This is a genomic window from Nocardia sp. CWNU-33 (assembly GCF_046764895.1).
In the GTDB taxonomy this organism is placed as follows: domain Bacteria; phylum Actinomycetota; class Actinomycetes; order Mycobacteriales; family Mycobacteriaceae; genus Nocardia.
In genome coordinates this window covers 81234-107841 of the sequence record NZ_JBKOQN010000006.1, presented here as the reverse complement: position 1 = coordinate 107841, position 26608 = coordinate 81234, and the positions used below count along the sequence as shown (strand labels likewise).

The 26608-nt window shown below is 67.1% G+C and carries 28 protein-coding genes; 21 read left to right on the top strand and 7 right to left on the bottom strand.

What is annotated here, in order from left to right:
* Nucleotides 1-29: 29 nt before the first annotated feature.
* A complete protein-coding gene (locus tag ACLMAL_RS09975; protein ID WP_328406656.1) occupies nt 30-515 on the bottom strand; it encodes a DUF2505 domain-containing protein in 486 nt (161 codons plus the stop codon).
* A 42-nt stretch (nt 516-557) separates the two neighbouring features.
* Between ACLMAL_RS09975 and ACLMAL_RS09970 the strand changes: the two genes are divergently transcribed.
* Both ACLMAL_RS09970 and ACLMAL_RS09965 read left to right on the top strand, forming a co-directional pair.
* Complete coding sequence (locus ACLMAL_RS09970; RefSeq protein ID WP_411998991.1) at nt 558-1646, top strand: UDP-N-acetylmuramate dehydrogenase; 1089 nt, start codon at nt 558-560, stop codon at nt 1644-1646.
* A 62-nt stretch (nt 1647-1708) separates the two neighbouring features.
* Nucleotides 1709-2947 carry a L,D-transpeptidase gene (locus ACLMAL_RS09965; RefSeq protein WP_411998778.1) on the top strand — a complete coding sequence of 413 codons (1239 nt, stop codon included), beginning with the start codon at nt 1709-1711 and terminating at the stop codon, nt 2945-2947.
* Between the two features lie 75 nt (nt 2948-3022).
* Here ACLMAL_RS09965 and mscL read toward each other — a convergent pair whose 3' ends face one another.
* Both mscL and ACLMAL_RS09955 read right to left on the bottom strand, forming a co-directional pair.
* Nucleotides 3023-3475: a large conductance mechanosensitive channel protein MscL gene (mscL, locus tag ACLMAL_RS09960; protein ID WP_406233723.1), complete on the bottom strand. Its 453-nt coding sequence runs from the start codon at nt 3473-3475 to the stop codon at nt 3023-3025.
* Between the two features lie 158 nt (nt 3476-3633).
* Nucleotides 3634-4368: an SDR family NAD(P)-dependent oxidoreductase gene (locus ACLMAL_RS09955; protein WP_411998777.1), complete on the bottom strand. Its 735-nt coding sequence runs from the start codon at nt 4366-4368 to the stop codon at nt 3634-3636.
* 91 nt (nt 4369-4459) lie between these two features.
* Between ACLMAL_RS09955 and ACLMAL_RS09950 the strand changes: the two genes are divergently transcribed.
* From ACLMAL_RS09950 to ACLMAL_RS09925, 6 genes are all read left to right on the top strand, one after another.
* Nucleotides 4460-5293, top strand: a complete 834-nt coding sequence (locus ACLMAL_RS09950) for an alpha/beta fold hydrolase (RefSeq protein WP_411998776.1) — start codon at nt 4460-4462, stop codon at nt 5291-5293.
* Between the two features lie 164 nt (nt 5294-5457).
* The gene (mshA, locus tag ACLMAL_RS09945; RefSeq protein WP_411998775.1) at nt 5458-6930 is read left to right on the top strand and encodes a D-inositol-3-phosphate glycosyltransferase; all 1473 of its coding nucleotides are present in this window, start codon (nt 5458-5460) and stop codon (nt 6928-6930) included.
* The gene (locus tag ACLMAL_RS09940) at nt 6927-7433 is read left to right on the top strand and encodes a YbjN domain-containing protein (protein ID WP_328406650.1); all 507 of its coding nucleotides are present in this window, start codon (nt 6927-6929) and stop codon (nt 7431-7433) included. The genes mshA and ACLMAL_RS09940 overlap by 4 nt, the downstream gene beginning before the upstream one ends.
* Nucleotides 7434-7645: 212 nt before the next feature.
* A complete protein-coding gene (locus tag ACLMAL_RS09935; protein ID WP_328406649.1) occupies nt 7646-8551 on the top strand; it encodes an ROK family protein in 906 nt (301 codons plus the stop codon).
* A gap of 86 nt (nt 8552-8637) precedes the next feature.
* Nucleotides 8638-9375 (top strand): phosphoglyceromutase, encoded by a 738-nt coding sequence (locus ACLMAL_RS09930; protein WP_406233713.1) that lies wholly within the window; start codon nt 8638-8640, stop codon nt 9373-9375.
* Nucleotides 9376-9627: 252 nt separating this feature from the next.
* On the top strand, nt 9628-11685 hold the full coding sequence (locus ACLMAL_RS09925; protein WP_411998774.1) for a CocE/NonD family hydrolase: 2058 nt from the start codon (nt 9628-9630) through the stop codon (nt 11683-11685).
* An 83-nt stretch (nt 11686-11768) separates the two neighbouring features.
* On the opposite strand, the gene ACLMAL_RS09920 is transcribed toward ACLMAL_RS09925, so the two are convergent.
* Nucleotides 11769-12434 (bottom strand): NADPH-dependent F420 reductase, encoded by a 666-nt coding sequence (locus ACLMAL_RS09920; protein WP_411998773.1) that lies wholly within the window; start codon nt 12432-12434, stop codon nt 11769-11771.
* A gap of 95 nt (nt 12435-12529) precedes the next feature.
* On the opposite strand from ACLMAL_RS09920, the gene ACLMAL_RS09915 reads away from it, so the two are divergent.
* From ACLMAL_RS09915 to ACLMAL_RS09905, 3 genes are all read left to right on the top strand, one after another.
* Entirely contained in the window at nt 12530-12934 is a 405-nt protein-coding gene (locus ACLMAL_RS09915) for a helix-turn-helix domain-containing protein (RefSeq protein WP_328406645.1), read from the top strand.
* Between the two features lie 196 nt (nt 12935-13130).
* A complete protein-coding gene (locus tag ACLMAL_RS09910) occupies nt 13131-14366 on the top strand; it encodes a sensor histidine kinase (protein WP_328406644.1) in 1236 nt (411 codons plus the stop codon).
* Nucleotides 14363-15052, top strand: coding sequence for a response regulator transcription factor (locus ACLMAL_RS09905; RefSeq protein WP_328406643.1), 690 nt, complete (start codon nt 14363-14365; stop codon nt 15050-15052). Before ACLMAL_RS09910 ends, ACLMAL_RS09905 begins: the two co-directional genes overlap by 4 nt.
* A gap of 61 nt (nt 15053-15113) precedes the next feature.
* On the opposite strand, the gene ACLMAL_RS09900 is transcribed toward ACLMAL_RS09905, so the two are convergent.
* Complete coding sequence (locus tag ACLMAL_RS09900) at nt 15114-15443, bottom strand: hypothetical protein (protein ID WP_411998772.1); 330 nt, start codon at nt 15441-15443, stop codon at nt 15114-15116.
* 69 nt (nt 15444-15512) lie between these two features.
* Nucleotides 15513-16394 (bottom strand): hypothetical protein, encoded by an 882-nt coding sequence (locus ACLMAL_RS09895; RefSeq protein WP_411998771.1) that lies wholly within the window; start codon nt 16392-16394, stop codon nt 15513-15515.
* 65 nt (nt 16395-16459) lie between these two features.
* Here ACLMAL_RS09895 and ACLMAL_RS09890 point away from each other — a divergent pair, with 65 nt between their 5' ends.
* The 9 genes from ACLMAL_RS09890 (at nt 16460) to ACLMAL_RS09850 (ending at nt 25156) form a co-directional block, all read left to right on the top strand.
* Entirely contained in the window at nt 16460-17494 is a 1035-nt protein-coding gene (locus ACLMAL_RS09890) for a Ppx/GppA phosphatase family protein (protein ID WP_328406641.1), read from the top strand.
* Nucleotides 17491-19239, top strand: coding sequence for a hypothetical protein (locus tag ACLMAL_RS09885; protein WP_411998770.1), 1749 nt, complete (start codon nt 17491-17493; stop codon nt 19237-19239). The genes ACLMAL_RS09890 and ACLMAL_RS09885 overlap by 4 nt, the downstream gene beginning before the upstream one ends.
* Nucleotides 19240-19380: 141 nt before the next feature.
* Nucleotides 19381-20256 (top strand): sugar phosphate isomerase/epimerase family protein, encoded by an 876-nt coding sequence (locus tag ACLMAL_RS09880; RefSeq protein WP_411998990.1) that lies wholly within the window; start codon nt 19381-19383, stop codon nt 20254-20256.
* 148 nt (nt 20257-20404) lie between these two features.
* The gene (locus ACLMAL_RS09875; RefSeq protein WP_411998769.1) at nt 20405-21289 is read left to right on the top strand and encodes a thioesterase family protein; all 885 of its coding nucleotides are present in this window, start codon (nt 20405-20407) and stop codon (nt 21287-21289) included.
* Between the two features lie 22 nt (nt 21290-21311).
* Nucleotides 21312-22130 (top strand): pyrroline-5-carboxylate reductase, encoded by an 819-nt coding sequence (proC, locus tag ACLMAL_RS09870; RefSeq protein WP_411998768.1) that lies wholly within the window; start codon nt 21312-21314, stop codon nt 22128-22130.
* A 160-nt stretch (nt 22131-22290) separates the two neighbouring features.
* Nucleotides 22291-22581, top strand: a complete 291-nt coding sequence (locus tag ACLMAL_RS09865) for a helix-turn-helix domain-containing protein (RefSeq protein WP_328406637.1) — start codon at nt 22291-22293, stop codon at nt 22579-22581.
* Between the two features lie 169 nt (nt 22582-22750).
* Complete coding sequence (locus tag ACLMAL_RS09860; RefSeq protein WP_003402602.1) at nt 22751-22852, top strand: 30S ribosomal protein bS22; 102 nt, start codon at nt 22751-22753, stop codon at nt 22850-22852.
* Nucleotides 22853-23027: 175 nt separating this feature from the next.
* Complete coding sequence (locus tag ACLMAL_RS09855; protein ID WP_406233680.1) at nt 23028-24131, top strand: NAD-dependent epimerase/dehydratase family protein; 1104 nt, start codon at nt 23028-23030, stop codon at nt 24129-24131.
* On the top strand, nt 24128-25156 hold the full coding sequence (locus tag ACLMAL_RS09850; protein ID WP_411998767.1) for a lysophospholipid acyltransferase family protein: 1029 nt from the start codon (nt 24128-24130) through the stop codon (nt 25154-25156). The genes ACLMAL_RS09855 and ACLMAL_RS09850 overlap by 4 nt, the downstream gene beginning before the upstream one ends.
* Here the strand turns inward: ACLMAL_RS09850 and ACLMAL_RS09845 are convergent, their stop codons facing one another.
* Nucleotides 25157-26122: an HAD family hydrolase gene (locus ACLMAL_RS09845; protein ID WP_411998989.1), complete on the bottom strand. Its 966-nt coding sequence runs from the start codon at nt 26120-26122 to the stop codon at nt 25157-25159. It lies immediately after the preceding gene.
* A gap of 189 nt (nt 26123-26311) precedes the next feature.
* Here ACLMAL_RS09845 and ACLMAL_RS09840 point away from each other — a divergent pair, with 189 nt between their 5' ends.
* Nucleotides 26312-26572 carry a glutaredoxin family protein gene (locus ACLMAL_RS09840; RefSeq protein ID WP_328406634.1) on the top strand — a complete coding sequence of 87 codons (261 nt, stop codon included), beginning with the start codon at nt 26312-26314 and terminating at the stop codon, nt 26570-26572.
* Nucleotides 26573-26608 lie beyond the last annotated feature (36 nt).

Below are 26608 nucleotides of genomic sequence, written 5' to 3'. Positions count from 1 at the left end.
TCAGAAGGTGTGCGGCGTCGGGCGCGGACTCAGCGCTGAGCGAGCCAGTTGTTGGTGAACTCCTCTTCGGAGGCGAACAGTTCGGTGAGGCGCTCGGCGATCGCGGCTTCGATCTTCCCGCCGAACAGCGGGATCTTCACCTCGATGCTGCCGGTGACCGTGGCGACCGAGCCGGAGCCGTCGGCAACGAGGGAGATGGCGCCGCGGACCTCGGCGGGTGCGCCGTCGACGCGGGCCTCGAAGGTCGCGGTATCGCCGGACCAATTCTCAGCGCGTGGGATGATCAGATCGCCGGGGCGGACCGCGGTGATGGCGGCGGGCAGCAGCTCGGCGGCGATGGCCTGGACCATCTCGACGTGGACCTGATCACCGTTGACGGCGACCGAATCGAGTCGGGCGTTGGGCCCACCCACCTCGGCGATGCGGTCCTTCCAATACTGCTCGTCAGCGATCGCCGCGCGCACGGCCGCGACCGGATGCGAATAGCGGGCCGTGTACGCCAGGGGTGTAGCCATGTTCGAACACGCTACCGTCTGGCTGTGCGAACTTCACGGGTGGTGTCGTCGGATCAGCTGCGCGAACTGCTGGCCGATACCGGTGCGCTGGTGCGCGAATCGGTGCGGCTTGCGGAACTGACCACGCTGCGGGTCGGCGGGCCCGCGACGGTGGCCGAGTGTGTGACGACCGAGTCGCTGGTGGCGACCGTGCGCGCGCTGGACGCGGCCGGAATACCGATGTTGCTGCTCGCCGGCGGCTCCAATCTGCTGATCGGTGACGAGGGCTTCGACGGTGTCGTCGTCCTGGTGCGGACCGAGGGCGTCGAGATCGGCGCGGACGGTGTGATTGCCGAGGCGGGTGCGAACTGGGACACGGTGGTGGAGGCGACGGTCGGGGCCGGGTTGGGCGGGCTGGAGTGCCTTTCCGGCATTCCGGGATCGGCGGGCGCGACCCCGGTGCAGAATGTCGGCGCGTATGGCGTCGAGGTGGAGCGCCTGCTGCGCCGGGCGCGATTGCTCGATCGCGCTACCGGCGAGATCCGCTGGGTCGAGCCGGGCGAGCTCGGTTTCGGATACCGGACCAGCGTGCTCAAACACCGTGACCACGCCGTCGTGCTCGCCGTCGATTACGCGCTCGATCCCAGCGGGTCCAGCGCACCGCTGCGCTATGGCGAGCTGGCGAACGCGCTCGGCGCGACCAACGGCGAATCCAGACCGGCGGCACAGGTGCGGGCGGCGGTGCTCGGCCTACGGGCGGGCAAGGGCATGGTGCTCGACCCCGGCGATCACGACACCTGGAGCGCGGGGTCCTTCTTCACCAACCCGGTCGTTCCGGAGGCCGGGGTGGGCGAGGTGCGGGCCGCGATCACCGCGCATGTGGGAGATGTCACGATCCCGACCTATCCGGCGCCGGACGGGGTCAAATTCTCCGCGGGCTGGCTCATCGAGCGGGCCGGTTTCGCCAAGGGCTTTCCCGGGCAGGCGGCCCCGGCTCGGCTGTCCACGAAACACACGTTGGCGCTGACCAACCGTGGTGACGCGACGGCCGCGGATTTGGTCGCGCTGGCCAGGACGGTCCGCGACGGTGTCGCCGAGCGATTCGGGATCCGGCTCGAGCCGGAACCGGTCACGGTCGGCGTCACGCTCTAACCGGATGACGCCACATTCTTCGCTAGCCGAGCGAACGATTTCTCGCGCGTAAATTCGAAGAAGTGTGCAATCGTCCAGTCATCCGAAGACCGGCCGCCGCCGTGTCGGCCGTGCTACTCGTCGTGGTCGCCCTGGTGGCAAGCTGCACGATCGACCGCGGCGGCAAGAGCGACTCCGCCCGCGACTCCGGTCCGGTCGCAAAAGTGAGCATGGCCCCGGCCGCCGACGCCGAGAATGTCAACCCGACGGCACCGGTCTCGGTCACCGTCGCCGACGGCACCATCGACCAGATCGCGCTGACCAATGCCAACGGCAAGCAGGTCACCGGCGAACTCGCACCGGACAAGCGCGGCTACAAGATCACCGAGGCGCTCGGCTACGCCGCCACCTACACCTGGTCGGGCACGGCGATCGGCACCGATCGCAAACCGGTTCCCATCGACGGCACCTTCCGCACGCTCGCGCCGAAGAACGCGGTCCCCGCGACCGTCAATATCGCCGACAACCAGGAAGTCGGCATCGCCGCGCCGATCATCCTGCAGTTCAAGGCTTCTGTGCAGAACAAGGCCGCGGTAGAGAAGGCGCTGACCGTCACGACCAACCCGCCCACCGAGGGCGCGTGGGCCTGGTTCCCCGACGACAACGGCGGCTCGCGCCTGCATTGGCGGCCGAAGGACTACTGGGTCCCCGGCACCACCGTGCAGGTCACGGCCAAGCTCTACGGACTCGACCTCGGCGGCGGCAACTATGGATACACCGATCTCACTTCGGATTTCCGCATCGGCCGCCGTCAAGTCGTGCAGGCCAACGCGCCGAGCCACCGCATGCAGGTGGTGCGCGACGGCCAGGTCGTCTTCGACTTCCCGGTCAGCTACGGCCAGGGCAATGAGCCACGCAATGTGACCCGCTCCGGTGTGCACGTGGTCACCGAGAAATACGAAGACTTCATGATGTCGAATCCGCCGTTCTACACCAACGTTCGCGAACGCTGGGCGGTACGCATCTCCAATAACGGCGAATTCATCCACGCGAATCCGGAATCGCTGTCGGCGCAAGGGGCGTCGAATGTGACCAACGGCTGCATCAATCTTTCGCCCAGTGACGCGCAAGCGTACTTCCCGACCGCGCTCTACGGCGATCCGGTCGAAGTGACCGGCACGTCGATCCAGATGTCGGCCGCCGACGGCGATCTCTACGACTGGACCATCGACTGGAGCACCTGGAAGGGCTTGTCCGCGTTGGACGCCGCGCACGCTCCCAGCATCTCTGCGACACCGGTCGCGCCGGGGCCGCCGCGTTGATCCGCGACCAGCGCATACAGATCCGCCCCCGTTCGATGATCCGAACGGGGGCGGATTGTCTTGGGCGCCAGGTGATTACCGGTTCGATGCGGCCTTCTCGGGCGCCACGTTTGCCTTCTCCAGCGCGATGGCCTCCTCGACGGTGCCCAGGTTGCGCCCGGCGAGCAGGTCGCGGATTTCGATGAGCAGTTCGGTCTCGGTCGGCTCGGCGGCCTTGGTGGTGCCGAAGCGGTTCTTGAGCGTCTTCATCGGCACCATCAGCACGAAGTACAGCACCGCGGCGACCATGACGAAATCGATGAGCGCGGTGATGATCGGGCCGACCGCGATGAAAGTGGCGGGCTTGTCCGCTACCAATTGGACGCCGAGTCCCAGCTCGTTGGTCTTGCCCAAAACGGCGAGCAAGGGATTGATGATGCCCTTGGTCACCGCCGTCACCACCGCGGTGAACGCGGTGCCCATGACCACCGCGACCGCAAGGTCGATAACGTTCCCGCGCATCAGGAAATCTTTGAAACCCTTGAGCATGAGCCGAGCAACTCCAATCTGGTGTATTCGAATTTCAAATCCCGGATGCTAACCGTCCGTGCACGCTGAGCAACCGCTACGGGGCACTCGGCCAGCCCTGGCTCCGGGCCACGATAGACGGGAGAGCGTGGTGCTGCGACCCGAGCGCGGACCCGATCTCAGCTGCGGCGCGCGAAGCGACCGGGCACCACCTGGTCGCGCGGCGCGACGACGATCTGGTCCAGGTTGACGTGTGACGGTCGAGACGCGACAAAGCCGACAATCTCCGCGATGTCCTGCGCGACCAGGGGGTCGATGCCTTCGTACACCTTGGCGGCGCGTTCGGCGTCACCGTCGAAGCGGACCAGGGAGAACTCGGTCTCGACGGCGCCGGGCGCGATCTCGGTGAGCCGGACCGGTTGGCCGAGCAGCTCGCCGCGCAGCGTGCGGTGCAGGACGGCCTGGGCGTGCTTGGCGGAGGTGTAGCCGGAGCCGTTGTCATAGGCGTGGAAGGCGGCCACCGAGGTGATGGTGACGATGAGGCCGTCGCCCGAGGCGATCAGCTTCGGCAGCAGCGCCTTGGTGATGCGCAGCGTGCCGAGCACATTGGTCTCCCACATCCAGCGCCAGTCGTCGAGATCGGCCTCCGCCACCGGGGCGAGGCCCTTTGCGCCACCCGCATTGTTGACGAGCACGTCGGCGCTGTCGATCGCGTCGGTGAAGGCCTGCACCGATTCGTCGGAGGTCACATCGAGTTCCAGCGCGGTGCCGCCGATTTCGTCGGCGAGGGTCTGCAGCCGATCGAGCCTGCGGGCGCCGACGTAGACGTGGTAACCCTGCTCGGCGAGCTCCCTGGCGGTGGCTTCCCCGATTCCCGAGCTGGCTCCGGTGACGACGGCGGTGCGGATACTCATGATCTCGATCCTAAGTGCAGGGAGTTTGCCGGAGACCGGGGTTGTTGCCCGGATCACGGTCGGCGCGCGCCGCACCGTTAGCCTCGGTGGCATGGCTATTCGGGATGCGGTCAGTGCGGACGGAACCACCATCGTCTATCGGGTCAGTGGGCCCGCCGATGGGCGCCCGATGGTGCTGCTGCACGGTTGGTCCGCGAATCTGCGGTGCTGGGGTGCGGCCGCTGACGAGTTGGCCGAGCGCTTCCGTGTCATCGCCGTCGATCTGCGCGGGCACGGCTACTCCGATGCGCCGGAGGCCGGGTACGACGATCCCGAGAACTGGGCCGCCGATATCGCGGCGGTGCTCGAGCGGGAGGGCATCGAATCCGGCGCGGTGCTGCTGGGCTGGTCCTACGGCGGCATTGTGCTCAGCGACTACTTGACCGCCTATGGCACCGGCGCGATCGCCGGCGTTGTCTACACCGGTTCGATGGCCAATATCGGCCGTGCACCAGGTGCGGCGACCGGTTCGGCCATGCAGGAAGCCATTCCCGGCGTCTTCGAGGAAAGCGCCGGGCGTGCGATACGTGCTTTCGGCGCCTTCGGCAATGCCAACACCGGCCCGGGCCAGGACAAGGGCGTTGATGCCCAGCGACTGTTCGGCACGAGCCTGGCCACACCGCCGCGGGTGCGCAAGGCGCTGTTCTATCGGACCGTCGACAACACCGAGACGCTGCGCGCCCTCGATGTCCCGGTGCTGGTTCTGCACGGCACCAGTGATCCGGTCGTCCCGATCGAGAACGGCCGCTACATCCTCGACACGGTCCCCGGTGCGCGCGCCTCGTTCTGGGAGGGCGCGCAGCACGGTTTGTTCATCGAGGACCGCGCGCGGTTCGTGGCCGAGATCGGTGCGTTCGTCGACGGCCTGGAGGTCGCGCCGAAGTAGCCGTCCGAAACCCGCCGGTACGGTCTGCGCTCCTCGCGCAGACTGGGTCGTGTTCGGGGAGTGTCTTTGGACGGCGCGAGTTCGTGAGTGTGCTCACGACCGACATGTGATGGCCGTCACTTGCCTCGGTAGCGGCGTCTGAGTTCGCCGATGCAACGTGCACTATGGATAGTGTGAGTGAACGCCCGGACCTACGGCCCAATCGGATTGCCGTGCTATCGGTGCACACCTCACCACTTGCTCAACCGGGCACTGGCGACGCGGGCGGCATGAACGTGTACGTGCTGCAAACTGCCATTCAGCTGGCCCGCCGCGGTACCGAGGTGGAGATCTTCACCAGGGCCACCTCCTCGAATGTCCCGCCCGTGCAGGAGGCCGCGCCCGGAGTGCTCGTGCGCAACGTGGTGGCGGGTCCGTTCGAGGGGCTGGACAAACACGACCTGCCGACCCAACTGTGCCCCTTCACCGCCGAGGTGCTGCGGCAGGAAGCCAGGCATCAGCCCGGTTACTACGACCTCGTGCACTCGCACTACTGGCTGTCCGGTCAGGTCGGGTGGCTGGCCAGAGACCGCTGGCGGGTGCCACTCGTGCACACCGCCCACACCCTGGCCGCCGTGAAGAACGCCGCACTCGCTGACGGCGACTGTCCCGAACCCGTCACCCGGGAGATCGGTGAGAAGCAGGTGATCGCCGAAGCGGATCGGATGGTCGCCAACACCGCCGACGAGGCGCGCCAGCTCATCGAGCTCTACGGCGCCGACCCCGAACGCATCGACGTGGTGCCGCCCGGGGCCGATCTGACCCGCTACCGCCCCGGCGACAAGGCCGCCGCCCGCGCGGAATTGGGGCTGGCCACCGACGAGCAGATCGTCGCATTCGTCGGTCGGATCCAGCCGCTGAAGGCCCCCGACGTACTGGTGCGCGCCGCGGCCGAGGTGCTGCGCGCCCAGCCCGCGCGGCAGCTGCGGGTGCTCATCGTCGGCGGCCCATCCGGAACCGGACTCGAGCGCCCCGACGCGCTGATCGAACTGGCGGCCGGCCTCGGCATCGCCGACCGCGTGACCTTCCTGCCGCCGCAGCCGCCCGACCGCCTCGTCCAGGTGTACCGCGCCGCCGATCTGGTCGCGGTGCCCAGCTACAACGAATCGTTCGGACTGGTCGCCATCGAAGCGCAGGCCAGCGGTACGCCGGTGCTGGCAGCGGACGTGGGCGGGCTCGGCACCGCGGTCCGCCACGGCGAGAGCGGCCTGCTGCTTCCCGGCCACGCGACCACCGATTGGGCGAGCGCGCTCGGTTACCTGCTGGACGACCCGCAACGGCTGGCCCGGATGAGCGCCTGCGCCGTCGGACATGCCGCCAACTTCTCCTGGGAACACACCGCGGAAGGACTGCTTGCCAGCTACTCCGCGGCGCTGACCGATTTCCGTGCGGTGCGCACCCGGCTCGGTGGCGGCCGCGGCGTGCTGTCCGACCGTGCACAGCTGCTCGGCGACGGCACCGAGTTCGACGCCGCACGTCCCGCGGAACCCGGTGAGCGCGCTAGCCTCGCCATGGAACGCGCGGCCGCTCTCCTCGGCGAGAGCAACCAGGCCAGATCACGGGCGCTGTGGCGGCGCCGGATGGGAGCACGCCGGTGAGTAGCGGGGCGCACGCGACCGCGCAGCTGATCGATGCGACGCTGCGTGAGAGGGAGATCGAATACACCCGGCCGAGCGCGGATGTCTTCGTCGTCATCCTGCCCGGTGAGCGCAAGCTGAAGACCACCGTCATGCTCACCGTCGGCAAGCACGGCCTACGGATCGAATCGTTCGTCTGCCGCAAGCCCGACGAGAACTTCGAAGGCGTCTATAAATTCCTGCTGCGGCGCAACCGCAGGCTCTACGGCGTGGCCTACACCCTCGACCGTGTCGGCGATATCTACCTGGTCGGCCGCATCGCCACCCACGCTGTCACCGCCGATGAACTGGACCGGGTGTTCGGCCAGATCCTCGAGGCCGTCGAAGCCGACTTCAACACCCTGCTCGAACTCGGCTTCGCCGAATCCATTCGGAGAGAGTGGAAGTGGCGTGTCTCGCGCGGCGAATCGCTGACGAATCTGCGCGCCTTCGAGCATTTGGTGGACGCGGCCGATCAGCCCTGAGCGAGTCCGGCTTCGTTGCTGAACCCACTGCAGGACGGCGATGTCGGATCAACCGAGCACGGGGAAGTTGCTCCGGGAATTCGCGGACGCGGTGCTGGCGTCGGTGCTCGGAGAGTCGCCCTCGACGCCGTAGGGTGCGGGATCTCTCCCGGGCAGGCCCGTGGTGCGCGACAATCGCGCTGGGACTCGGTGAGTGTGGAGGCGGCCCGGCTATGACAGTTCTTGCTCTTGATATCGGCGCGACGAAGTTCGCGGCGGGACGGGTGCACGGGGGCCGCAAGGTGCGTGACGTGCGGCAGGTCGATGTGCCGCGCGAGGCGGTGTGGGAGGCGTGCCGCACGCTGTTGGCGGAGGTCGCGGGCGACGACACCGTCACCGCCATCGGGATCGGCTCGGCCGGTCCTGTCGATACCCGGTCCGGTGTCACGAGCCCGCTGAACATCCCCGAGTGGAAGTCCGGATTCCCGATCGTCGCCGAGGTGCAGAAGCTATTTCCCGGCGCCGCAATACGATTCGCCATCGACGGTGCTTGCTTGGCGCTGGCCGAACATCATGTCGGCGCATTGCGCGGCGTCGCGAACGGGCTGGCGATGACGGTGTCGTCGGGGATCGGCGGCGGGATCATTGCGGATGGCCGGGTACTGCTCGGCCGGACCGGCAACGCTGGGCATATCGGTCACATTGTGGTGCCGGGCTGGGATGTGCCGTGCGAATGCGGCGGGGTCGGGTGCGTCGAGGCGATCGCCAGCGGCATGTCGTCGGTGCGCTGGGCTCGTGCGCAGGGCTGGTCCGGTGCGACCGGTGCCGCGCTGGCGAAAGCGGCGCACTCCGGCGACGACATCGCGCTCGCGGCGCTGCATCGATCCGGGACCGCGCTCGGGCAGGCCATCGCCTCGGCGGCCGCGCTGCAGGATATCGATCTGGTGGTGATCGGCGGCGGTTTCGCACAGTCGGGTGCACCACTCTGGGAGCCGTTGCGTGCGGCGGTCGCCCGGCACGCGCGATTGGAGTTCCTCGGTGGACTTCACGTCGTGCTGTCGCGAATCACCAACGGCGCCACCCTGGTCGGCGCAGGCGTGCTCGCCGCGGGCCACGCGACGGCCGACACCGTTGTCTGAAGGGCCGGGCTCGGACCGGCTGATGCCCGGTTCGGCCACCGGGAACGGATGCGAGGCAGGTTTGCGCACATGCCAGAATGGCCTGCATGACGTACACCCTCGTGCTGCTGCGCCACGGCGAGAGCGAATGGAATGCCCTGAATCTGTTCACCGGTTGGGTGGATGTGCACCTGACCGACAAGGGTATCGCCGAGGGCAAGCGGGCCGGCGAGTTGCTGGCCGAGCACGGCATCTTGCCGGACATCGTCTACACCTCGCTGCTGCGCCGCGCGATCAGCACCGCGAACATCGCGCTGGACGCGGCCGACCGGCACTGGATTCCGGTGGTCCGCGACTGGCGGCTCAACGAGCGGCACTACGGCGAGCTGCAGGGGAAGAACAAGGCGCAGATCCGTGACAAGTACGGCGACGAGCAGTTCATGCTGTGGCGTCGCAGCTACGACACCCCGCCGCCGCCGATCGACCCGGCCAACGAGTACAGCCAGGAGGGCGACGCGCGCTATGCGGGCATCGAGGTGCCGAAGACGGAGTGCCTGCTCGACGTGGTGAACCGGATGGTCCCGTACTGGGAGTCGACCATCTCCAAGGAGCTCGTCGCGGGCAAGACCGTGCTGGTCGCCGCGCACGGCAACTCGCTGCGCGCCCTGGTGAAGCATCTCGATCAGATCTCCGACGACGACATCTCGGAGCTGAACATCCCCACCGGTATCCCGCTGCGCTACGAGCTCGACGAGAACCTGCGCCCGGTCCGCCCGCGTGAGTACCTGGATCCGGAGGCCGCTGCCGCGGGCGCCGCCGCGGTGGCAAGCCAGGGCGGCAAGTAGCCCTGACCGGCAATCCCTGCACGCAGATGCGCTGCGGTCGAGCAATCGACCGCAGCGCATCTGCTGTTTTGGTGAGTGGCAATTCTGATCTTCGAGCGCGGCTACAGCCGGAATATGCAGCCGATATGGCATGCTGTCCGCTGTATGTGAATCGGTATTCGGATCAAAATTCGTGTGACCAGGAGTTCGAACTTACTCGTCGGTATGTAAACTTTCGCTCGTTCGATCAGTCCGAGAGGTGGATCACGTCCGATGAAGCACGCGTTGCGGGTCACGGTGGCGGCAGTTGCCACCGCGGTGCTCGTTCCTTTCCTCACTTCCGGCGCGAGCGCCGCACCGGTTGCCGCCGGTCCTGATGGCGGCGCGGCGGGCGCGGCCTGGACGGCGGCCGAAGACGGCCCCCAGCAGTTCCCGAACGTGAACATCCAATGGGATGTGCCGATCACCATGAGCGACGGCACCGTCCTCAAAGGCAACGTGTACCGCCCCGCGGACGCGGCGGGCAGGCCGATCGACACCCCGACGCCGACCGTCGTCAACATGACGCCCTACACCAAGCTGGTGTCGAACCTCGCCGACAGCGCGATGTCCATTCCCGGTCTCTCCGACGCGCTGATCGAGTTGTTCCGTCAGATCGATTTGAGCGGTACGCCGCTCTCCGGTGTCACCGACCTCACCAAGGCATTCGGCGGCGGCGAGCTGCGCAACTTCGCGGTCGACCGCCAGCTCATCAAAAGTGGTTACACCCAGGTCGTCGTCGACGTGCGTGGCACCGGTTTCTCGCAGGGTGTGTGGGACATGCTGCGCGAGCGCGAGCAGCAGGACACCGTCGAGGTGATCGACTGGGCCTCCCGTCAGCCGTGGTCGAACGGCCGCATCGGGATGAACGGCATCTCGTATTCCGGCATCAACCAGGTGCAGGTCGCCGAGAAGCAGCCGCCCGCGCTGAAGGCGATCTTCCCGGTGGTGCCCGGCAGCGACCTCGTCAACGACGTGCTCGCGCCCGGCGGCGGCTTCGGCTTCAACTTCATTCCGCTGTGGCTCACGGCGATCAACGGCCTCAAGCTGCTTCCGGATCTGGCGTCGGTGGTCAACGGCCAGTTCGACACGCAGTGGCTCGCCGATCGGGCGAAGGATCCGCTGACCTTCATGGACGTGCTGCTCAATGTCTACACCACCACCCGCGTCGAGGATCTCGATCCGCGCGCGAAGGAACTGCTGACCGGTACCTCGGCAGCGCGGGGGGCCTGGCTGGGCGATCCGAGCAAGATCCAGGTGCCGACCTTCGTGACCGGCGGCTGGCACGACCTGTTCACTTACTCGGAATCCAAGATCTACAACGAGATTCCGCTGCCCGCAGGCCAGAAGCAGCTGCTGATGGGCAACACCTATCACATCAATTCCGGCAACGAATACGGCAAGCCCGGCCTGCCGCCGCGGCTGGACGTGTTGCAGCGGGCCTGGTTCGACAAGTGGCTCAAGGGCATCGACAACGGCATCGACAGCTACGGCCCGGTCACGCTGCGTCAGCAGGGCGGCGGCTGGATCACCACCGATTCGTTCGCCGATCCGGATGCCGCCGAGGCATCACATGATGCGGTGCACCGCAGGATGTATCTGTCCGCCGACCGCAGTGGCACCGCGAACAGCCTGTACGACGGATCGCTGCTGCCGCAGGCGAGCCCCGACTCGGCGCGGCTGACGGTCGCGCCCGGCCTGACTACCCTGTGCTCCAACGACGCAGCGCAGGGTAGCGCGGGCGCGCTCTCGATCATCGACGGCTGCGCCAAGGACTCGCGGGTCGCCGAGACGAACGGGCTGACGTTCACCAGCGCGCCGGTCGCCGACACCACCACGATCTCCGGCCGGATCGCGGTGCGGCTCAACACCGTTCAGGATGGCGCGGACGGCTACTGGGTGGCCACCGTGAACGATGTCGCGCCGGACGGGCAGTCGACCGTGCTCTCCTCCGGACAGATCATGGCGTCGCTGCGCGAGGTCGATGCGGCCAACAGCAGCAAGTCCGCCAACGGCGACTACACCGACCCGCGCGCCTACACCTCGCTGGACCGCCGTCAGCCGACGGTGCCCGGCCAGGAGACCACCCTCGACATTGCGCTGCCCGCCACCGAGGCGATCTTGCAGCCGGGTCACCGCCTGCGCGTCGATGTGTTCGCGGGCAACTTCCCGAAGGGTCTGCCGGTGCTGCCGATGCTGCTCGACACGGGCTCGAGGCCGCAGCATGTGCAGCTGGATCCGAACCGTCCGAGCTTCGTCAATATCCCGGTCCGCGGTAATTCCGGCTGGTGATATCGGCATCGGAGCACTGAAAAGGACGCCTTCCTCGAATCATTCGAAACAGGCGTCCTTTCTTCAGGCACTATCGGCCTCGCTCAGTCCTCGACTGCGAAGGCGGCATCCAGCGGCGGGAAGATTGCCCTGGCATCCTGCCCGCTGAACCAGAGGCCGACGGTGAATACCGATGTCGCCTCCAGGTATTTCGCACGGTGCAGGCCACCGGACGAAACCGGTTGCAGCTTCAGGTCTTCGGCCAGGGCGCAGACCTGCCGCACGGCGGCCGGGTCGTCACCACAGATCGGGACACCCAGCCTGCGGCCCTCGAATTCTCGTGCGTCCGAAGCCCATACCTCGGCGGCGCAGACATTGAACGCCTTCACCACGTGCGCGCCGAGTGCGGTCGCCGCAATGCGCTCGGCGACCGCGTCTTCGGAGAGCACGAATGCGGTCACGCCCGCCGGTGCGGCCGCGTCCGGCATGAACGCATTGGTGCAATCGATCACTGTGCGGCCCACCAGTTTTCCGCCGACTTCGCCCAATACCGCGTCAAGGGCGCTTACCGGCAGCGCGAGCAGGACAACCGCACCGAACTCGGCGGCGTCCACAATGCTGCCCGCTCGTGCGCTGTGTCCGATCGTGGCGACCAGTTGGTCTGCCGCGACTTGCGAGCGCGCCCCGATGACGATGTCGTGCCCGGCCGCTGCCCAACCCCCGCCGAGCGCCTGTGCCATCTGCCCGGCGCCGATGATTCCGATTCGCATCTCAACTCCTGGATGTGTCTGGATGTCTTCGGAAATGACGCTAGGAAAGTCGATGGGCACCTCCGGGTGCGCAACGGCGGTGGCAGGCTCGAGTCATGACAGTCGAACCTGCCACGCCGATCGTCGCGGAACCCGCGCAGTTCGCGCCGTACGGCGATTTCGAAGCCGACTGCCCGGCCAGGATGGCGGTCGACCTCTTCGGCAACTCGTGGCTACCGGTGATCGTGTACATGCTGCGCGAGGGTCCGATGCGGCCGGGCGACCTGCGCACCGCGATCGGCGGCATCAGCCAGAAAATGCTCACCCAGACGCTGCGTCGGATGGAGCAGATGACCCTGATCGAACGCCGCCGCTACGCCGAGGCCCCGCCGCGGGTCGAGTACGAGCTGACTGCGGCGGGACGTGATTTGCTGAATCCGATCTACGCTCTCGGCGAGTGGGTCGATCGACACGGGAGCGCGGTCCGCGCCGCGATGTCGGGCGCCGACGACGAGGACTGAGCGCGGCCCGAGGGGTCGGCTGCCACACGAGGTATGTCCGCTGGATATGACCGATTTCCGCTCGTGTCGCGCACCGTCCTCCGCAGGCCTAACAACGCGTAAACGCGCGGCTAACAGGGCAGGAAGTGCCCATGACCTGCGCGAAACTTCTCGTACCCAGAGTTGGGTTGCCGGTCGGCGACCGTACGATTCAAGGGTGAGTGTTCCGCAGGCCGTACTGTTGGCAGTCCTCGCGGCTGTTGTCGGACTGGCAGTCGGCGGGCTACTGATCCCGTTCATGAACGCCAGGCAAGCCGCGCGCAGGCAGGCCGACTCGGGGCTCACGATGTCGCAGGTGCTCGACCTCATCGTTCTTGCCTCCGAGAGCGGCATCGCAGTGGTCGACGAGTATCGCGACGTGGTGCTGGTGAACCCGCGCGCCGAGGAACTCGGCCTCGTCCGCAACCGGCTGCTCGACGAACGCGCGTGGGCCGCGGTGGAGAAGGTCCTGGCCACCGGTGAGTCCGCCGAATTCGACCTCACCGCGAAGAACCCGATGCCGGGCCGCAGCAGGATCGCGGTGCGCGGCGTGGCCAGGCAGTTGTCGCGCGAGGAGACCAGCTTCACCGTGCTGTTCGCCGACGACGACTCCGAGCAGGCCAGGATGGAAGCCACGCGCCGGGATTTCGTCGCGAATGTCAGCCACGAGCTCAAGACCCCGGTCGGTGCGATGAGCCTGCTCGCCGAGGCCATGCTGGAATCCGCCGACGACCCCGAGGCAGTGCGCCACTTCGGCCAGCGGGTGCTCGGCGAGTCCAGGCGCCTGGGCAAAATGGTGACCGAATTGATCGCGCTGTCGCGGCTGCAGGGCGCGGAAAAGCTGCCCGAGCTCGAAGTGGTCGACGTGGACACGGTGGTGATGCAGGCGGTCGACCGCTCGCGAACCGCGGCCGAGGCGGCGGGCATCACCGTCAGCACCGACCGGCCCAGCGGGCTCGAGGTGCTCGGCGACGAAACTCTGCTGGTCACGGCCCTGTCCAACCTGGTGGAGAACGCGATCGCGTACTCGCTGGCGGGCTCACACGTGTCGGTGAGCCGGTCGCTGCGCGGCGATCACGTTGCGATGGCCGTGACCGATCGTGGCATCGGCATCGCCAAGGAAGATCAGGAACGGGTTTTCGAACGCTTCTTCCGGTCCGACAAGGCGCGCTCGCGCGCCACCGGCGGTACCGGGCTCGGGCTGGCTATCGTCAAGCACGTAGCCGCCAACCACAACGGTGAGATCACCCTGTGGAGCAAGCTGGGCACCGGTTCGACGTTCACCTTGCGAATACCCGCCCATCTCGAGGCCGATAGCGACGACGAGGTCGACGGCTCCGTGGTGAGCATGAGAGAAATCAGCCCGCGCCCTTCGGGGCCGAGCAGACCCAATGGTGTGGAGGCACGCAGATGACGAGTGTTCTGATCGTCGAGGATGAGGAGTCGCTGGCCGATCCGCTCGCGTTCCTGCTGCGCAAGGAGGGTTTCGAGGTCACCGTCGTCGGTGACGGACCATCCGCGCTCGCCGAATTCGACCGCTCCGGCGCCGACATCGTGCTGCTGGACCTCATGCTGCCCGGCATGAGCGGCACCGACGTGTGCAAGCAGCTGCGCACCCGCAGCGGGGTCCCGGTCATCATGGTGACCGCGCGCGACAGCGAGATCGACAAGGTGGTCGGGCTCGAGCTCGGCGCCGACGACTACGTGACCAAGCCGTACTCGGCACGCGAACTCATCGCACGGATTCGGGCCGTGCTGCGCCGCGGCGCGGGCGACGAACTCGACGGCGGCAACGAGAGCGGCGTGCTGGAAGCCGGGCCGGTCCGGATGGATGTCGACCGGCACACCGTGCACGTGAACGGCAAGCAGGTCACCCTGCCGCTGAAGGAATTCGACCTGCTCGAATATCTGCTGCGTAATTCCGGCCGGGTGCTGACCCGTGGCCAGCTGATCGACCGGGTCTGGGGCGCCGATTACGTCGGTGACACCAAGACCCTCGATGTCCACGTCAAGCGCCTGCGCTCGAAGATCGAGGGCGATCCGGCCAAGCCGGAACATCTGGTGACGGTGCGCGGCCTCGGCTACAAACTCGAGGCGTGACGAGGCGATTTCTCGAGGCGAATCCGCCGAGGCCCCCGACAACCTCGGCGTCGCCGCGATCTCAGGGCAGGTAGAGCCAGGTGGGACCGACGGGGGTGTCGGTCTTGCGCAGGCTGATCCAGCCGAGGGCGTCTTCCTGCATGCAGTCGTAGACATCCGCGGCGCTGGTGCCGCGGCAAGCGATGGTGTGGGTGACGCCGTACGGGCTCATGATCAGGTTCTTGCCCTCCTTTGCCGCATTGAGCGCCTCAGGGGTGTTGGCGGGCAGGAAGTCGGCGGTGAAATCGGCGTATTTGGCCGGGTCGCCATTGGGTTCCGCATGCGCGGCGCCGCTCATGGCGAGGGCGGCTCCGACGGCGACGGTTGTCAGGGTGACGGCTTTCTTCAACATGACCGCACATCAAACCCCATATTGGTGACGCTCGCATGGCGCACAGGTGAACCACCCGCTATGGAAACCTCACGTCGATTGGTCGGAAACCGGTGCGTCCGCCTTTATTCGGTTGGCATGCACGGTCGCCGGATGAATTGCAATCAGGCCGAGTCCTGCTCTGCGCTTGCAGTGCCTGGCCAATTCCTCGTAGGCGGGTTTGCCGAGCAATTCTTTGAGCTCGGGCGCGTAGGACTGCCACACCGGGCGTGCGCCCACGTGAGCGTCGGGGGAACCGGAGCAGTACCAGTCCAGGTCCATGCCGCCGGGGCCCCAGCCGCGGCGGTCGTATTCGGTGACGGTGGTGCGCAGGATCTGTACACCGTCCGGGCGGTCGACCCAGTCCTGGGTGCGCCGAATCGGCAACTGCCAGCACACGTCCGGCTTCACCTCCAGCGGCTCGATGCCTTTGCGCAGCGCCATGGTGTGCAGTGCGCAGCCGACGCCGCCCTCGAAGCCGGGACGGTTGAGGAAGATGCACGCACCGTCGAATCGCCGGGTCCGCAGCGCTGGCTCGTCTTCCAGGTCGTCGAGCTCGAGAAAGCCCTTTTTGACGACTTTGCCTTCGGCATTCTTGGCATGGTCCATCAACTGCCAGTCGCCGGGTGTGAGCATTTTCACAGCGCGTTCGAGACGCTTGCGATCGTCCTTGTCGGACAGGAAGGCGCCGTGCGAGCAGCAGCCGTCGTCCGGGCGATCGCTGAGGATTCCCTGGCAGGCCGGAGTGCCGAAGACGCACGTCCAGCTCGACAGCAGCCACGTCAGATCGGCGACGATCAGATGCTCGTCGTTTGCTGGATCGACGAACTCGATCCATTCGCGGGGAAAGTCGAGATCGACCTCGGGGCTCGGTTCGATCTTCTCCGCTGGTCGGGGCCGGGCCGGGCCGTTTGCGGATGCGCCTACCGTCACACCTCGAGACGCTAACAGTTCGGTCGCCTCGTCTAAAGCCCCGGTTCACCCAGTACCGTGTTCATGTGCGGCTTGGGGTACTCGATGTCGGAAGCAATACCGTCCATCTGCTCGTGGTGGACGCCCATCGTGGTGGCCACCCGATGCCGATGAGCTCGACAAAGGCGACATTACGGTTGTCGGAGAACATGGACGGCGCAGGTCGGATCACTGTCCAGGGGGCCGAACGGCTGATCGCGACCGTTGCCGAATTCGCCAGCATCGCCGAGACCTCCAAGTGCGTCGAGCTGATGCCCTTCGCGACCTCGGCGCTGCGCGAGGCCACCAACTCCGAAGAGGTGCTCGCCAGGGTGCTGGCCGAGGCCGGCGTCGAGCTGCGGGTACTTTCCGGCGTCGACGAGGCCAGGTCGACTTTCCTCGCGGTGCGCCGCTGGTACGGCTGGAGCGCGGGCCGCATCCTCAATCTCGACATCGGTGGCGGCTCGTTGGAAATGACCAATGGCGGCGACGAGGAACCCGATGTCGCGCTGTCGCTGCAACTCGGCGCCGGTCGGCTGACTCGCGAGTGGCTACGCGAGGATCCACCGGGCAAGCGCCGCGTCGCCGTGCTGCGTGACTGGCTCGACGCCGAGCTGGTGCTGCCCACCAAACAGCTGCTGGACGCGGGTAAGCCGGACCTTGCCGTCGGCACGTCGAAGACCTTCCGCTCGCTGGCTAGGTTGACCGGAGCGGCACCCTCTTCTGCGGGACTGCGGGTGCGCCGTACACTCACCAGCTCAGGTCTGCGCCAACTGATTGCTTTCATCTCGCGAATGACAGCGTCGGACCGTGCAGAATTGGAAGGCGTAAGTTCCGATCGGTCACAGCAATTGGTGGCTGGCGCATTGGTCGCGGAGGCGAGTATGCGGGCACTATCGCTGGATACCCTCGAGATTTGTCCGTGGGCACTGCGTGAGGGGCTGATCCTGCGCAAACTGGATACCGACATGAACGGCGGACCGCGAGCGACGAGCTCACCGGGACCGGCTGCGGAGACTGGCAGGCCCGCACCCGGTGGTGGCGCCGCGCTATCGGGCCCGATCGAAACGGTGTCGCCATGAGTGATGACTCCAAACAGCTATCGGTCGCCGAACTGCTGGCCCGCAATGGTCAGCAGGGTTCGTCGTCCTCCGGTGGCGGTGGCAGGCGTAGGCGCAGCGGCCGTGGGATCTCGGTTGCGGAGCTGACGGGCGATCTGCCTGTCATCCCGGCCGGCGGCGGTCGCTCCTCGCATGCCGCGCCCGATGAACCGGCGCTCGAAACGCCGTCGTATGAGCCTGCCGCGTATGAACCATCGGCCTACCAGCCATCGGTGCGCGAGCCCGCCGCATACGAACCTGCGGCATATCAGCCATCAGTGCGCGAGCCCGCCGCATACGAACCCGCGGCATATCAGCCGTCGGCGTTCGAAGCGCCTGCACCGGAACCGGTTTCGTACGCCCCCCCGCCGCCCGCGTCGGAGCTGCCGAGCTATTCACCGATGTCGGGGCCGATCACGCGCTACGACCCGTTGTCGGATTACGCTGCGCCCGAGCCGGATCCGTTGCCCGGCCGCTCGAGCCGGGTCATGCCGGGGCGGGACATGCCGGCTTCCCGACATGCCGCGCCCGCCGATCCGTTGTCGTCGCATGCCGCGTCCGACCCCTATGCCCCCGTCGATCCGTACGCACCGGTCGATCCCTATGGGGCCGATCCGCTGTCGGGCGACAGCGTGCCGCCGCTCGGTTCCGGGCGCACCGGTCGCAGGCGCAGGCGCGATCCCGACGAGGAAGCCACCGAGGTACGGCCGCTGCGCGAGGCAGGTCGAGCCGACCCGCTCGCCGACCGTGGGTCGCTCAACGGCCAGGCGGGAAACAGCGGAGCCAAAACCGGCAGGGCCGCCCGTCGCCGTGCGGAGGAGGCACTCGACGTCCGCCGTGCGGAGGAGGTACTCGACGTCGGGCCGTCGCCCGCGCCGTGGTCGCCCGCGCCCAACGGGTTCGCACCCGAATCGGCGCCGATGCCGCTTTCGCCGTTGCCGGAGGCCCCGCCGCGAGGCAACCGGGCCCCGAGTCCGGAGCCGCCTCCCGAGCCACCGCGAAGATCATCCCGACGCTCTGCCGATGCCGGCCTGCCCGCGTGGTCGGCACGAAGACACCACGCGCCGACCCCGAACAACGATCTCGCGCCCGAATCCGGTGGGATTCCGACCGCGGGATGGTCGCTGGCCAGCCAGGATCAGCAGCTGGTTTCCGGTCAGACGGTGGCGGGTGACCTGCTGCGCGACGAGGTCGAGCGGGCCGAACGCGAGGAGGCCGCGCGCGCGAGTAGACGCGAGGGCGGTCGAGGTAAGCGTGGCCGCGGGAAACGCGACGCGGGCCGCGCCCTCGACATCATCGACCTGGACGATATGCAGGGCCACACCGATGTGCACCCGCAGTTCGAGGTGGATGCGGACCCGCTGGAGGACGACGAGGACGACCTCGACGAGCATCCGGATTCGGAGCGGTCGGGGATCATGTCGTCGCGCCGTTCGCGGGTCGCGCGCAAGGCCGAGTACGACGCCAATCGGCGGCAGTGGATGATCCTCGGCGGGCAGAGCACCGGCGCCGCGGTCGCCGGCATGTTGCTGTTCAAGGGGTTCGAGCGGATGTGGGAGATGCTCCCCTGGGTGGCGCTGGCCCTGGCGATGATCGTGATTCTCGGCCTGGTGGCGCTGGTGCGGATACTGCGCAGGACCGACGACATCCTCAGCACGGTGATCGCCGTCGTCGTCGGCATCTTTGTCACGCTCGGGCCGCTAGCCTTTCTTCTCAGTACGAACTGAGTAGGAGCTGCTGTGGGGAACATCGGGCAGGCAGACGACACACAGGTGGGAAGTGTGGTCGGCGCGGACGTACTGGGTACGGGCGTGCGCGCCGAACCCCACTCGCCCGGCGAGCCCGCGTGCGTCGGCGGACAGCGACAGATATTGGTCGGTCTTTCGACGGCTTCGGTGTATCCACAGAACACCGAAGCGGCCTTCCGCTACGCGGCCGAACTCGGTTACGACGGCATCGAGTTGATGGTCTGGGCCGAGCCCGCCAGTCAGAGCATCGCCACTGTGCAGGCCTACGCCCGTAAATACTCCATGCCCGTGATCGCGGTGCACGCGCCGTGCCTGCTCATCTCGCAGCGAGTGTGGGGCTCGGATCCGGTCGCCAAGCTGGAGCGCAGTGTGCGCACCGCCGAGGCGCTCGGCGCGAGCACCGTGGTTGTGCATCCGCCGTTCCGGTGGCAGCGCCGTTATGCGGAGGGCTTCGCCGACCAGGTCGGCGAGCTGGAGGAGCGCAGCACCGTCATCGTCGCGGTCGAGAATATGTTCCCGATGCGCGCGGACACCCTGTTCGGTCGTGGCGCCGGTTCGGTCAAGCGGCTGGAGCGGCGCGGCGGGCCGGGGCTCGGCGTGACCGCGTTCAGTCAGTCCTACGATCCGACCGATGTCGGATACCGGCACTACACCCTCGACCTCTCGCACACCGCGACCGCGGGCGCCGATCCGCTGGCGCTGGCCGGGCGGATGGGGCATGGCCTCGCGCATCTGCATCTCGCCGACGGCCGCGGTGCCGCACACGACGAGCATCTGGTGCCCGGCGAGGGCACCCAGCCCTGTGTGGAGCTGTGCGCGGCCCTGGTGCGCACCGGTTTCTCCGGACATGCGGTCGCCGAGATCAATACCCAGAGCGCACGCACGACTCAAGACCGTGCGGCGATGCTGCACCGCACGCTCGCGTTCGCCAGAGAGCATCTCAATGGCATGGCGCCTGCTCCCGCGCCCGCGCCGAGCCACGCCGGCCAGGTGTGACGAGGTCGTTCGCCCACGCTCGCCGGAGGGGAATGCGGACGCCGAATCCGGTCGTTCTACGCTGTACGAACGCCGGGTATCGGATAAGCGTGGTGTCTCGGCTATCGCCGCGGACCGCCGATGCGGCACAGGAACGACAGGAGTGACGATGCCGGAGCTGACCGTGGACCTCGAGCGGGACACCGAGACCGACGCGCCGTTCAGCCGCGTATGCGCGCTGACCGAACTGTCCGCGACCACCCCCGACACCGGTCGTTACCTCGGCATCATCGACAAGATCTGGACGATCGGCAAAAAGGTGCACGGCGGCACCATGGTCGCGGCCAGCGCCGCGGCGGCCACCAACTGGCTGCGCGCCTCCGATCCGGCGCTCGTCGCGATGGCGCCCATCACGGCCAGCTCCGACTTCCTCGGCGCTCCGGAGCCCGGTGCAGTCGAGTACGAGGTACGCATCCGCAAAGTGGGCCGTCAGATCTGCCTGGCGGATACGACCCTGATCCAGGACGGGCGCAGTCTGGTGCGAACCGCCTTCACCTTCGGACACCTCGACGACGCCGATCCGCTGTACGCACCGCAGCACGGCGATATGCCCGCCGCGCCGCCCGCCGACGCCGTCGGTTACGAATCCGGCTCCCCGATGGGCAGCATCGTGCACGTGGGCCAGGGCGCGGAGCTCTACATCGACCGCGAGTGGGCCAGGTTCCTGGACGGCGAGCAGGCCGAACCGCGACTGCGGCTGTGGATGCGCCCACGCGCGGGCGATCAGCGCGATCCCGATGTCTCGATGTTCTTCGCGATGATGTCGGCCGACATGAGCCCGCCGGTCCCGATGAACCTCGGCCACTTCGGCTGGGCTCCGACCGTCCAGATGACCACCTACCTGCGCCGCAGGCCCGCCCCCGGCTGGCTGCGGATCATCGCGACCACCCACGAAGTCGGCGGCCGCATGTTCGACGAGGATCAGCTGATTCTCGATTCCACTGGTGCGGTCGTCGCGCAAAGCCGCCAGCTGGCGCTGATTCCGCAGCGCTGAGCGCGGTCTAACCTTTACCCCCATGACGAGAATTGCGGTGATCGGTGGAGGTCGCATCGGGGAGGCGTTGGTCGCCGGGTTGCTCGAGTCGGGTCGCGCGGGCAAGGACCTGGTTATCGTCGAGACACACGCGGATCGCGCCGCGCTGATCGCCGATCGGTTCGGCGTGCGGGTCACCGAGTCGGTGGCCGATGCGGTCATCGGCGCGGATCTGCTGGTGATCGCGGTCAAGCCGGGTGACGTCGACACCGTGCTGACCCAACTGGGCAAGGCCGAACTCGATGCAGACCGGGATCAGGTGCTCGTCTCGCTTGCGGCCGGCGTGCCGACCGCACGACTCGAGGCCAAGCTGCCCGCAGGCTTTCCCGTGGTGCGGGTGATGTCGAATACCCCGATGCTGGTCGGCCAGGGCATGAGCGTGCTCGCACCGGGGCGCTATGCCAGGCCGGAGCAGCTGGCCGAGGTGGCCGACCTGCTCTGCGCGGTCGGCAAAGTGGTGACCGTCGCCGAGTCGCAGATGGACGCGGTCACCGCGGTGTCGGGTTCCGGACCCGCGTATTTCTTTCTTGTCGTCGAGGCGATGGTGGACGCGGCCGTCGGCCTCGGCCTCGCCAGGGACGTCGCGACCCAGCTCGTGGTGCAGACCATGGTCGGGTCCGCCGCGCTGCTCGACGATGCCGAGCAGAGCGCCGTGGAGCTGCGCGCCGCGGTGACCTCGCCCGCAGGCACCACAGCCGCGGCGCTGCGTGAGTTGGAGCGGGGCGGGGTCCGGTCCGCGTTCCTGGAGGCGCTGCACGCGGCCAAGCAACGGTCTGCGGAACAGGGCAGGTCTACCGAGTGACCGATTGGTTCCCTGGAAGCAAAGCTTATTTCTCACACCCGTCGCAGTAATCCCACTGGTCCCGCTAAGCTTCAAGGAGCACGTGCGTGTCTGTTCCGCCGGTGGGGAAGCCGGCGGCGCGGACGTGCCGGAGGTCAATGGTGCAATGATGTCTAACAAGATGTCTGCAAATAGCTCAGGGACGTCGCCTGGCGGCTCCGGACCATCTACCAGCCGGGCAGGTTCCCGGTCGCAAGGCAGTTCGGTATCTCCAACGCAACCCGTGCTCGGTGGCGGCACCCAGTTCCTCACCGTCGCCGAGGTGGCAAATTTGATGCGGGTATCCAAAATGACGGTCTATCGGCTCGTGCACTCGGGTGAGTTGCCCGCCGTGCGGGTCGGTCGGTCGTTCCGGGTGCATGCCAAGGCGGTCCACGACTACCTGGAGACGTCCTACTTCGACGCTGGATGAGGCGGTTTCGTTCGCCTCGGGGTGTCCCGGTAGGATGAACCCTCGGTTCGTGTTCGCCTGCCGGTGGCACCGTTTCGTGGTGTCCGGTGGCCGTCGGCGGCGCGGATGCCGAGTACGGCGTACGTGATTGACGTGCGCGCCGAGTAGAGAGAACGCGAGGAACAACCCTATGGGTTCTGTGATCAAGAAGCGTCGCAAGCGCATGTCGAAGAAGAAGCACCGCAAGCTGCTTCGCCGCACCCGCGTTCAGCGGCGCAAACTCGGCAAGTAAGCCGCTGCGCGTTAGCTGGGGAGCCCGTCACCGATCCGGTGGCGGGCTTTTCGTTTTGAAACACTCAAGTTTGAAAACGGTTTGTGTATCGGGTGACTGAAGTCATCGTTAGATCCTCGTTAACAATCTCGGCGCGTCGTATGGCAGCGGTTACGCTTGAACCGCATTAAATGAAATGGGGGCTGTCGAGTTGGGATCCGGTGCTGTGGGATCTGAGATAAGAGATGGACACACACCCAAGGTTGCGCTGGTCACCGGCGCCAGCCGGTTCTTCGGCGGCAATGTGGTGGCCAGACTCGCCCAGGACCCCGGCATCGAACGCATCATCGCCGTCGACACCATGACCCCGAGTCGTGAGCTCTCCCGCCGCATGGGCCGTGCCGAATTCATTCGCGCCGACATTCGAAATCCATTGATCCGCAAGGTAATCGATGGCGGACAGGTGGACACCGTCGTGCATGCCGCGCTGTTGGCGCGGCCACCCGCCGGTTTCAGCAGAGCGGTGATGAAGGACCTCAACGTCCTGGGCGCCATGCAGCTGCTCGCGGTCTGCCAGAAGTCGCCGTCGGTGCGGCGAGTGGTGGTGCGCTCGACGTCGGCGGTGTACGGATGCAGCGCGAAAGACCCCGCGAAATTCACCGAAGAAATGAGTGCGCGCATACCGCCGAGCGGCGGATTCGCGCGCGACATGATCGAAATCGAAGGATTCGTCCGCGGGCTTGCCCGGCGCCGCCCCGATATGGCCACCGCGGTTCTGCGTTTCGCGCCGATCGTCGGTCCACGGCTGGCGGGGCGCGGTGTGCAGTATTTGCGTTCGCCGGTTGCACCGACCGTGTTCGGGCGCGATGCCAGGATGCAGCTGGTCCACGAGCAGGACGCAATCGCCGCTTTGGCGCATGCTGCCAAAGTTTCGGCCGTCGGCGCATACAATATTGCGGGTGACGGCGCCCTTGCTCTATCGCAAGCGGTGCGGCGGGCAGGCCGCATCGAGCTTCCGATCCCGTTCCTGGTGTTCCGCACGGCGGGACGCGCGTTGATGGGCCCGCTGATGCGCGAATTCAGCAGCGAACAACTCGATTATTTTCATTTCGGCTGTGGCCTGGACACCACGCGCATGCGCACCGAACTCGGGTTCGTGCCGCGCTGGACGACGGTGCAGGCGTTCGACGACTTTATCGGGGGCGCAGCGTTGCGGCCCGTCATCGATCCCGCATGGATCGATGCCGCAGAAAATAAACTGCTCGGCCTGCTCGGGGCCGGTACGGGAGCACAACCATGAACGATGTCGCGAAAGTCATCCAACTCCACGACGTGAATATCGAGGCGCGCCCGCGCCCGACCGCGCGTCGCTGGCCGGAGCCCACGGTCGGTGAGTCGTCGTCGGGCCAGGTGACCTCGCTGACCGAACGGCTTGCTGCCACCGAACCGCCAGTGCCGCAATCACTGTCGGACATGCTGCGCGGCGCCCTCGGCAAGCAGATCGGCAAGACCGCGGATTTCGCGCGGCGCAGGCTCACCGGCGATTACCAGGTCGACGAGTTCGGCTTCGACGAGCACCTACTCGAATCGCTGCTCCTGCCGATGCTGCGTCCCATGTCGGATTTCTGGTTCCGGGTGCAGGTCAGCGGGATGGAGAACATTCCAGAGGTGGGTGGCGCGCTGATTGTCGCCAACCACGCGGGCACTGTGCCGCTGGACGGACTGATGCTGCAGCTGGCGGTGCACGACAAGCATCCGAAGCAGCGGGCGCTGCGCCTGCTGGCAGCCGACCTCATTTTCGAGACGCCGGTGCTCGGTTCGCTGGCCCGCAAGGCGGGCCACACCCTGGCGTGCCGTCCGGACGCCGAACGACTGCTGCGCTCGGGTGAGCTGACCGGCGTATTCCCCGAGGGCTTCAAGGGCGTCGGTAAGCAGTACACCGATCGCTACAAGCTGCAGCGCTTCGGCCGCGGCGGATTCGTCGCCGCTGCGGTCCGCACCGGCACCCCGATTATCCCGTGCTCGATCGTCGGTTCCGAGGAGATCTACCCGAAGCTGGCCGATATCAAGCCGCTGGCGCGGCTGCTCAACCTGCCGTACTTCCCGGTGACCCCGCTGTTCCCGCACTTCGGTCCGCTCGGCGCGGTCCCGCTGCCGTCCAAGTGGTACATCGAGTTCGGCGCGCCGATCTCGACCAACGGCTACGAGGCCGAAGCCGCGGACGACCCGATGACCATGTTCGAGGTCACCGATCAGGTCCGCGAAACCATCCAGCAGACCCTCTACAAACTGCTGACCAAGCGCCGCAACGCTTTCAGCGGATAGTCAGTGCTCGCGGCGGCGAGTGACTGCCGCTGCCACCGCACCACCGGCGGCGCCCAGCGCCAGTGCGGTCGGCACGCCGATCTTGGCGGCCTTGCGGCCGGTCCGGAAGTCACGGATTTCCCAGCCGCGATTCTTGGCGACCTCCCGTAGATCCGAATCCGGGTTGATCGCCACCGCCGTGCCGACCAGCGACAGCATAGGCACGTCGTTGTGGCTGTCGGAATAAGCGGTGCACCGCTTGAGGTTCAAGCCTTCTCGGACCGCGAGGGTGCGCACCGCGTGCGCCTTGCCGAGGCCGTGCAGGATGTCGCCGACCAGCCGGCCGGTGAACTTTCCGTCCACACTTTCGGCGACGGTGCCGAGGGCACCGGTCAGCCCGAGCCGTTTCGCGATCACCTGCGCCAGCTCGACCGGCGTCGCGGTGACCAGCCACACCTGCTGGCCCGCGTCGAGGTGCATCTGCGCGAGAGCCCTTGTCCCCGGCCAGATCTTGTCGGCGATGATTTCGTCGTAGATTTCCTCGCCGAGTGCGGCGAGCTCCGCAGTCGGGCGGCCCGCGATGAATGCGAGCGCTTTTTCCCGGCCGCTTGCCATATCGGTGCTGTTCTCTTTGCCGGTAACGCGGAATTTGACCTGCTTCCAGGCGACGTCGACCAGGTCGGAGGTCTTGAAGTATTTGCGTGCGGCCAGACCACGGGCGAAGTGCACGATCGACGCGCCCTGCACCATGGTGTTGTCGACATCGAAGAACGCGGCCGCGGTGAGATCGCGCGGCACCTCCGGTCCGGTCGCTTCCTGTTCGGCGGCCGCCAGGTCGGCGTCGTGCAGCGTCAGCGCGGCATCCGCGCTCGCCTCGCCTGCCAGGTTGGCCCGCAGCTCTTCCTCGCTCGGGCCGAAGGGGCTGCGGGAGATCCGCGCAAGCTGGTCCTGGAGGCTCTGGCCGAGCCTGCCCTGGTTCCATCGCACCGGAAACTCGCCGAATCGTCCGGCGATGAATCCGGCCTTCGTCCCTGAACTGTGGGCCACCTTCGATTGTTCCGGCACCAGTACCTCCGCCCGTCGCGCGAACCACGTCCACAGTAGCCGGAAGCGGTGACAGTCACGGGCTTACCGCGCGCACCGAACCGGGCGTGGCGAGGCGATTTAATATCCGTCATGACCAATCCCACACATTCGGTGACTTTGCTGACGAGATCCGGCTGCGCGCTGTGTGTCACCGCACTGGAACAGCTGCGGGTGATCTGCGCCGACTTCGGGATCGAGCCCGCGACGGTGGATGTCGATGCGGCCGCCGTTACCGACCCTGGCCTGCGCGCGGAGTACGGTGACCGGCTGCCCGTCGTGCTGCTCGACGGCCGTGAGCACAGCTATTTCGATGTCGACGAGCCCCGATTGCGGTCCGATTTGACCCGCTGAGGGAAAGCTGATCCTGTCCGTTTCTGCCGCGCTGCT

Excerpts from the sequence above, each read along its gene's own strand:
- ACLMAL_RS09975 (WP_328406656.1), bottom strand. The coding sequence starts at position 515 with ATGGCTACACCCCTGGCGTACACGGCCCGCTATTCGCATCCGGTCGCG.
- mscL (WP_406233723.1), bottom strand. The coding sequence starts at position 3,475 with ATGCTCAAGGGTTTCAAAGATTTCCTGATGCGCGGGAACGTTATCGAC.
- ACLMAL_RS09955 (WP_411998777.1), bottom strand. The coding sequence starts at position 4,368 with ATGAGTATCCGCACCGCCGTCGTCACCGGAGCCAGCTCGGGAATCGGG.
- ACLMAL_RS09950 (WP_411998776.1), top strand. The coding sequence starts at position 4,460 with ATGGCTATTCGGGATGCGGTCAGTGCGGACGGAACCACCATCGTCTAT.
- mshA (WP_411998775.1), top strand. The coding sequence starts at position 5,458 with ATGGATAGTGTGAGTGAACGCCCGGACCTACGGCCCAATCGGATTGCC.
- ACLMAL_RS09935 (WP_328406649.1), top strand. The coding sequence starts at position 7,646 with ATGACAGTTCTTGCTCTTGATATCGGCGCGACGAAGTTCGCGGCGGGA.
- ACLMAL_RS09930 (WP_406233713.1), top strand. The coding sequence starts at position 8,638 with ATGACGTACACCCTCGTGCTGCTGCGCCACGGCGAGAGCGAATGGAAT.
- ACLMAL_RS09925 (WP_411998774.1), top strand. The coding sequence starts at position 9,628 with ATGAAGCACGCGTTGCGGGTCACGGTGGCGGCAGTTGCCACCGCGGTG.
- ACLMAL_RS09920 (WP_411998773.1), bottom strand. The coding sequence starts at position 12,434 with ATGCGAATCGGAATCATCGGCGCCGGGCAGATGGCACAGGCGCTCGGC.
- ACLMAL_RS09915 (WP_328406645.1), top strand. The coding sequence starts at position 12,530 with ATGACAGTCGAACCTGCCACGCCGATCGTCGCGGAACCCGCGCAGTTC.
- ACLMAL_RS09905 (WP_328406643.1), top strand. The coding sequence starts at position 14,363 with ATGACGAGTGTTCTGATCGTCGAGGATGAGGAGTCGCTGGCCGATCCG.
- ACLMAL_RS09900 (WP_411998772.1), bottom strand. The coding sequence starts at position 15,443 with ATGTTGAAGAAAGCCGTCACCCTGACAACCGTCGCCGTCGGAGCCGCC.
- ACLMAL_RS09885 (WP_411998770.1), top strand. The coding sequence starts at position 17,491 with ATGAGTGATGACTCCAAACAGCTATCGGTCGCCGAACTGCTGGCCCGC.
- ACLMAL_RS09875 (WP_411998769.1), top strand. The coding sequence starts at position 20,405 with ATGCCGGAGCTGACCGTGGACCTCGAGCGGGACACCGAGACCGACGCG.
- proC (WP_411998768.1), top strand. The coding sequence starts at position 21,312 with ATGACGAGAATTGCGGTGATCGGTGGAGGTCGCATCGGGGAGGCGTTG.
- ACLMAL_RS09865 (WP_328406637.1), top strand. The coding sequence starts at position 22,291 with ATGTCTGCAAATAGCTCAGGGACGTCGCCTGGCGGCTCCGGACCATCT.
- ACLMAL_RS09860 (WP_003402602.1), top strand. The coding sequence starts at position 22,751 with ATGGGTTCTGTGATCAAGAAGCGTCGCAAGCGCATGTCGAAGAAGAAG.
- ACLMAL_RS09855 (WP_406233680.1), top strand. The coding sequence starts at position 23,028 with ATGGGGGCTGTCGAGTTGGGATCCGGTGCTGTGGGATCTGAGATAAGA.
- ACLMAL_RS09850 (WP_411998767.1), top strand. The coding sequence starts at position 24,128 with ATGAACGATGTCGCGAAAGTCATCCAACTCCACGACGTGAATATCGAG.
- ACLMAL_RS09840 (WP_328406634.1), top strand. The coding sequence starts at position 26,312 with ATGACCAATCCCACACATTCGGTGACTTTGCTGACGAGATCCGGCTGC.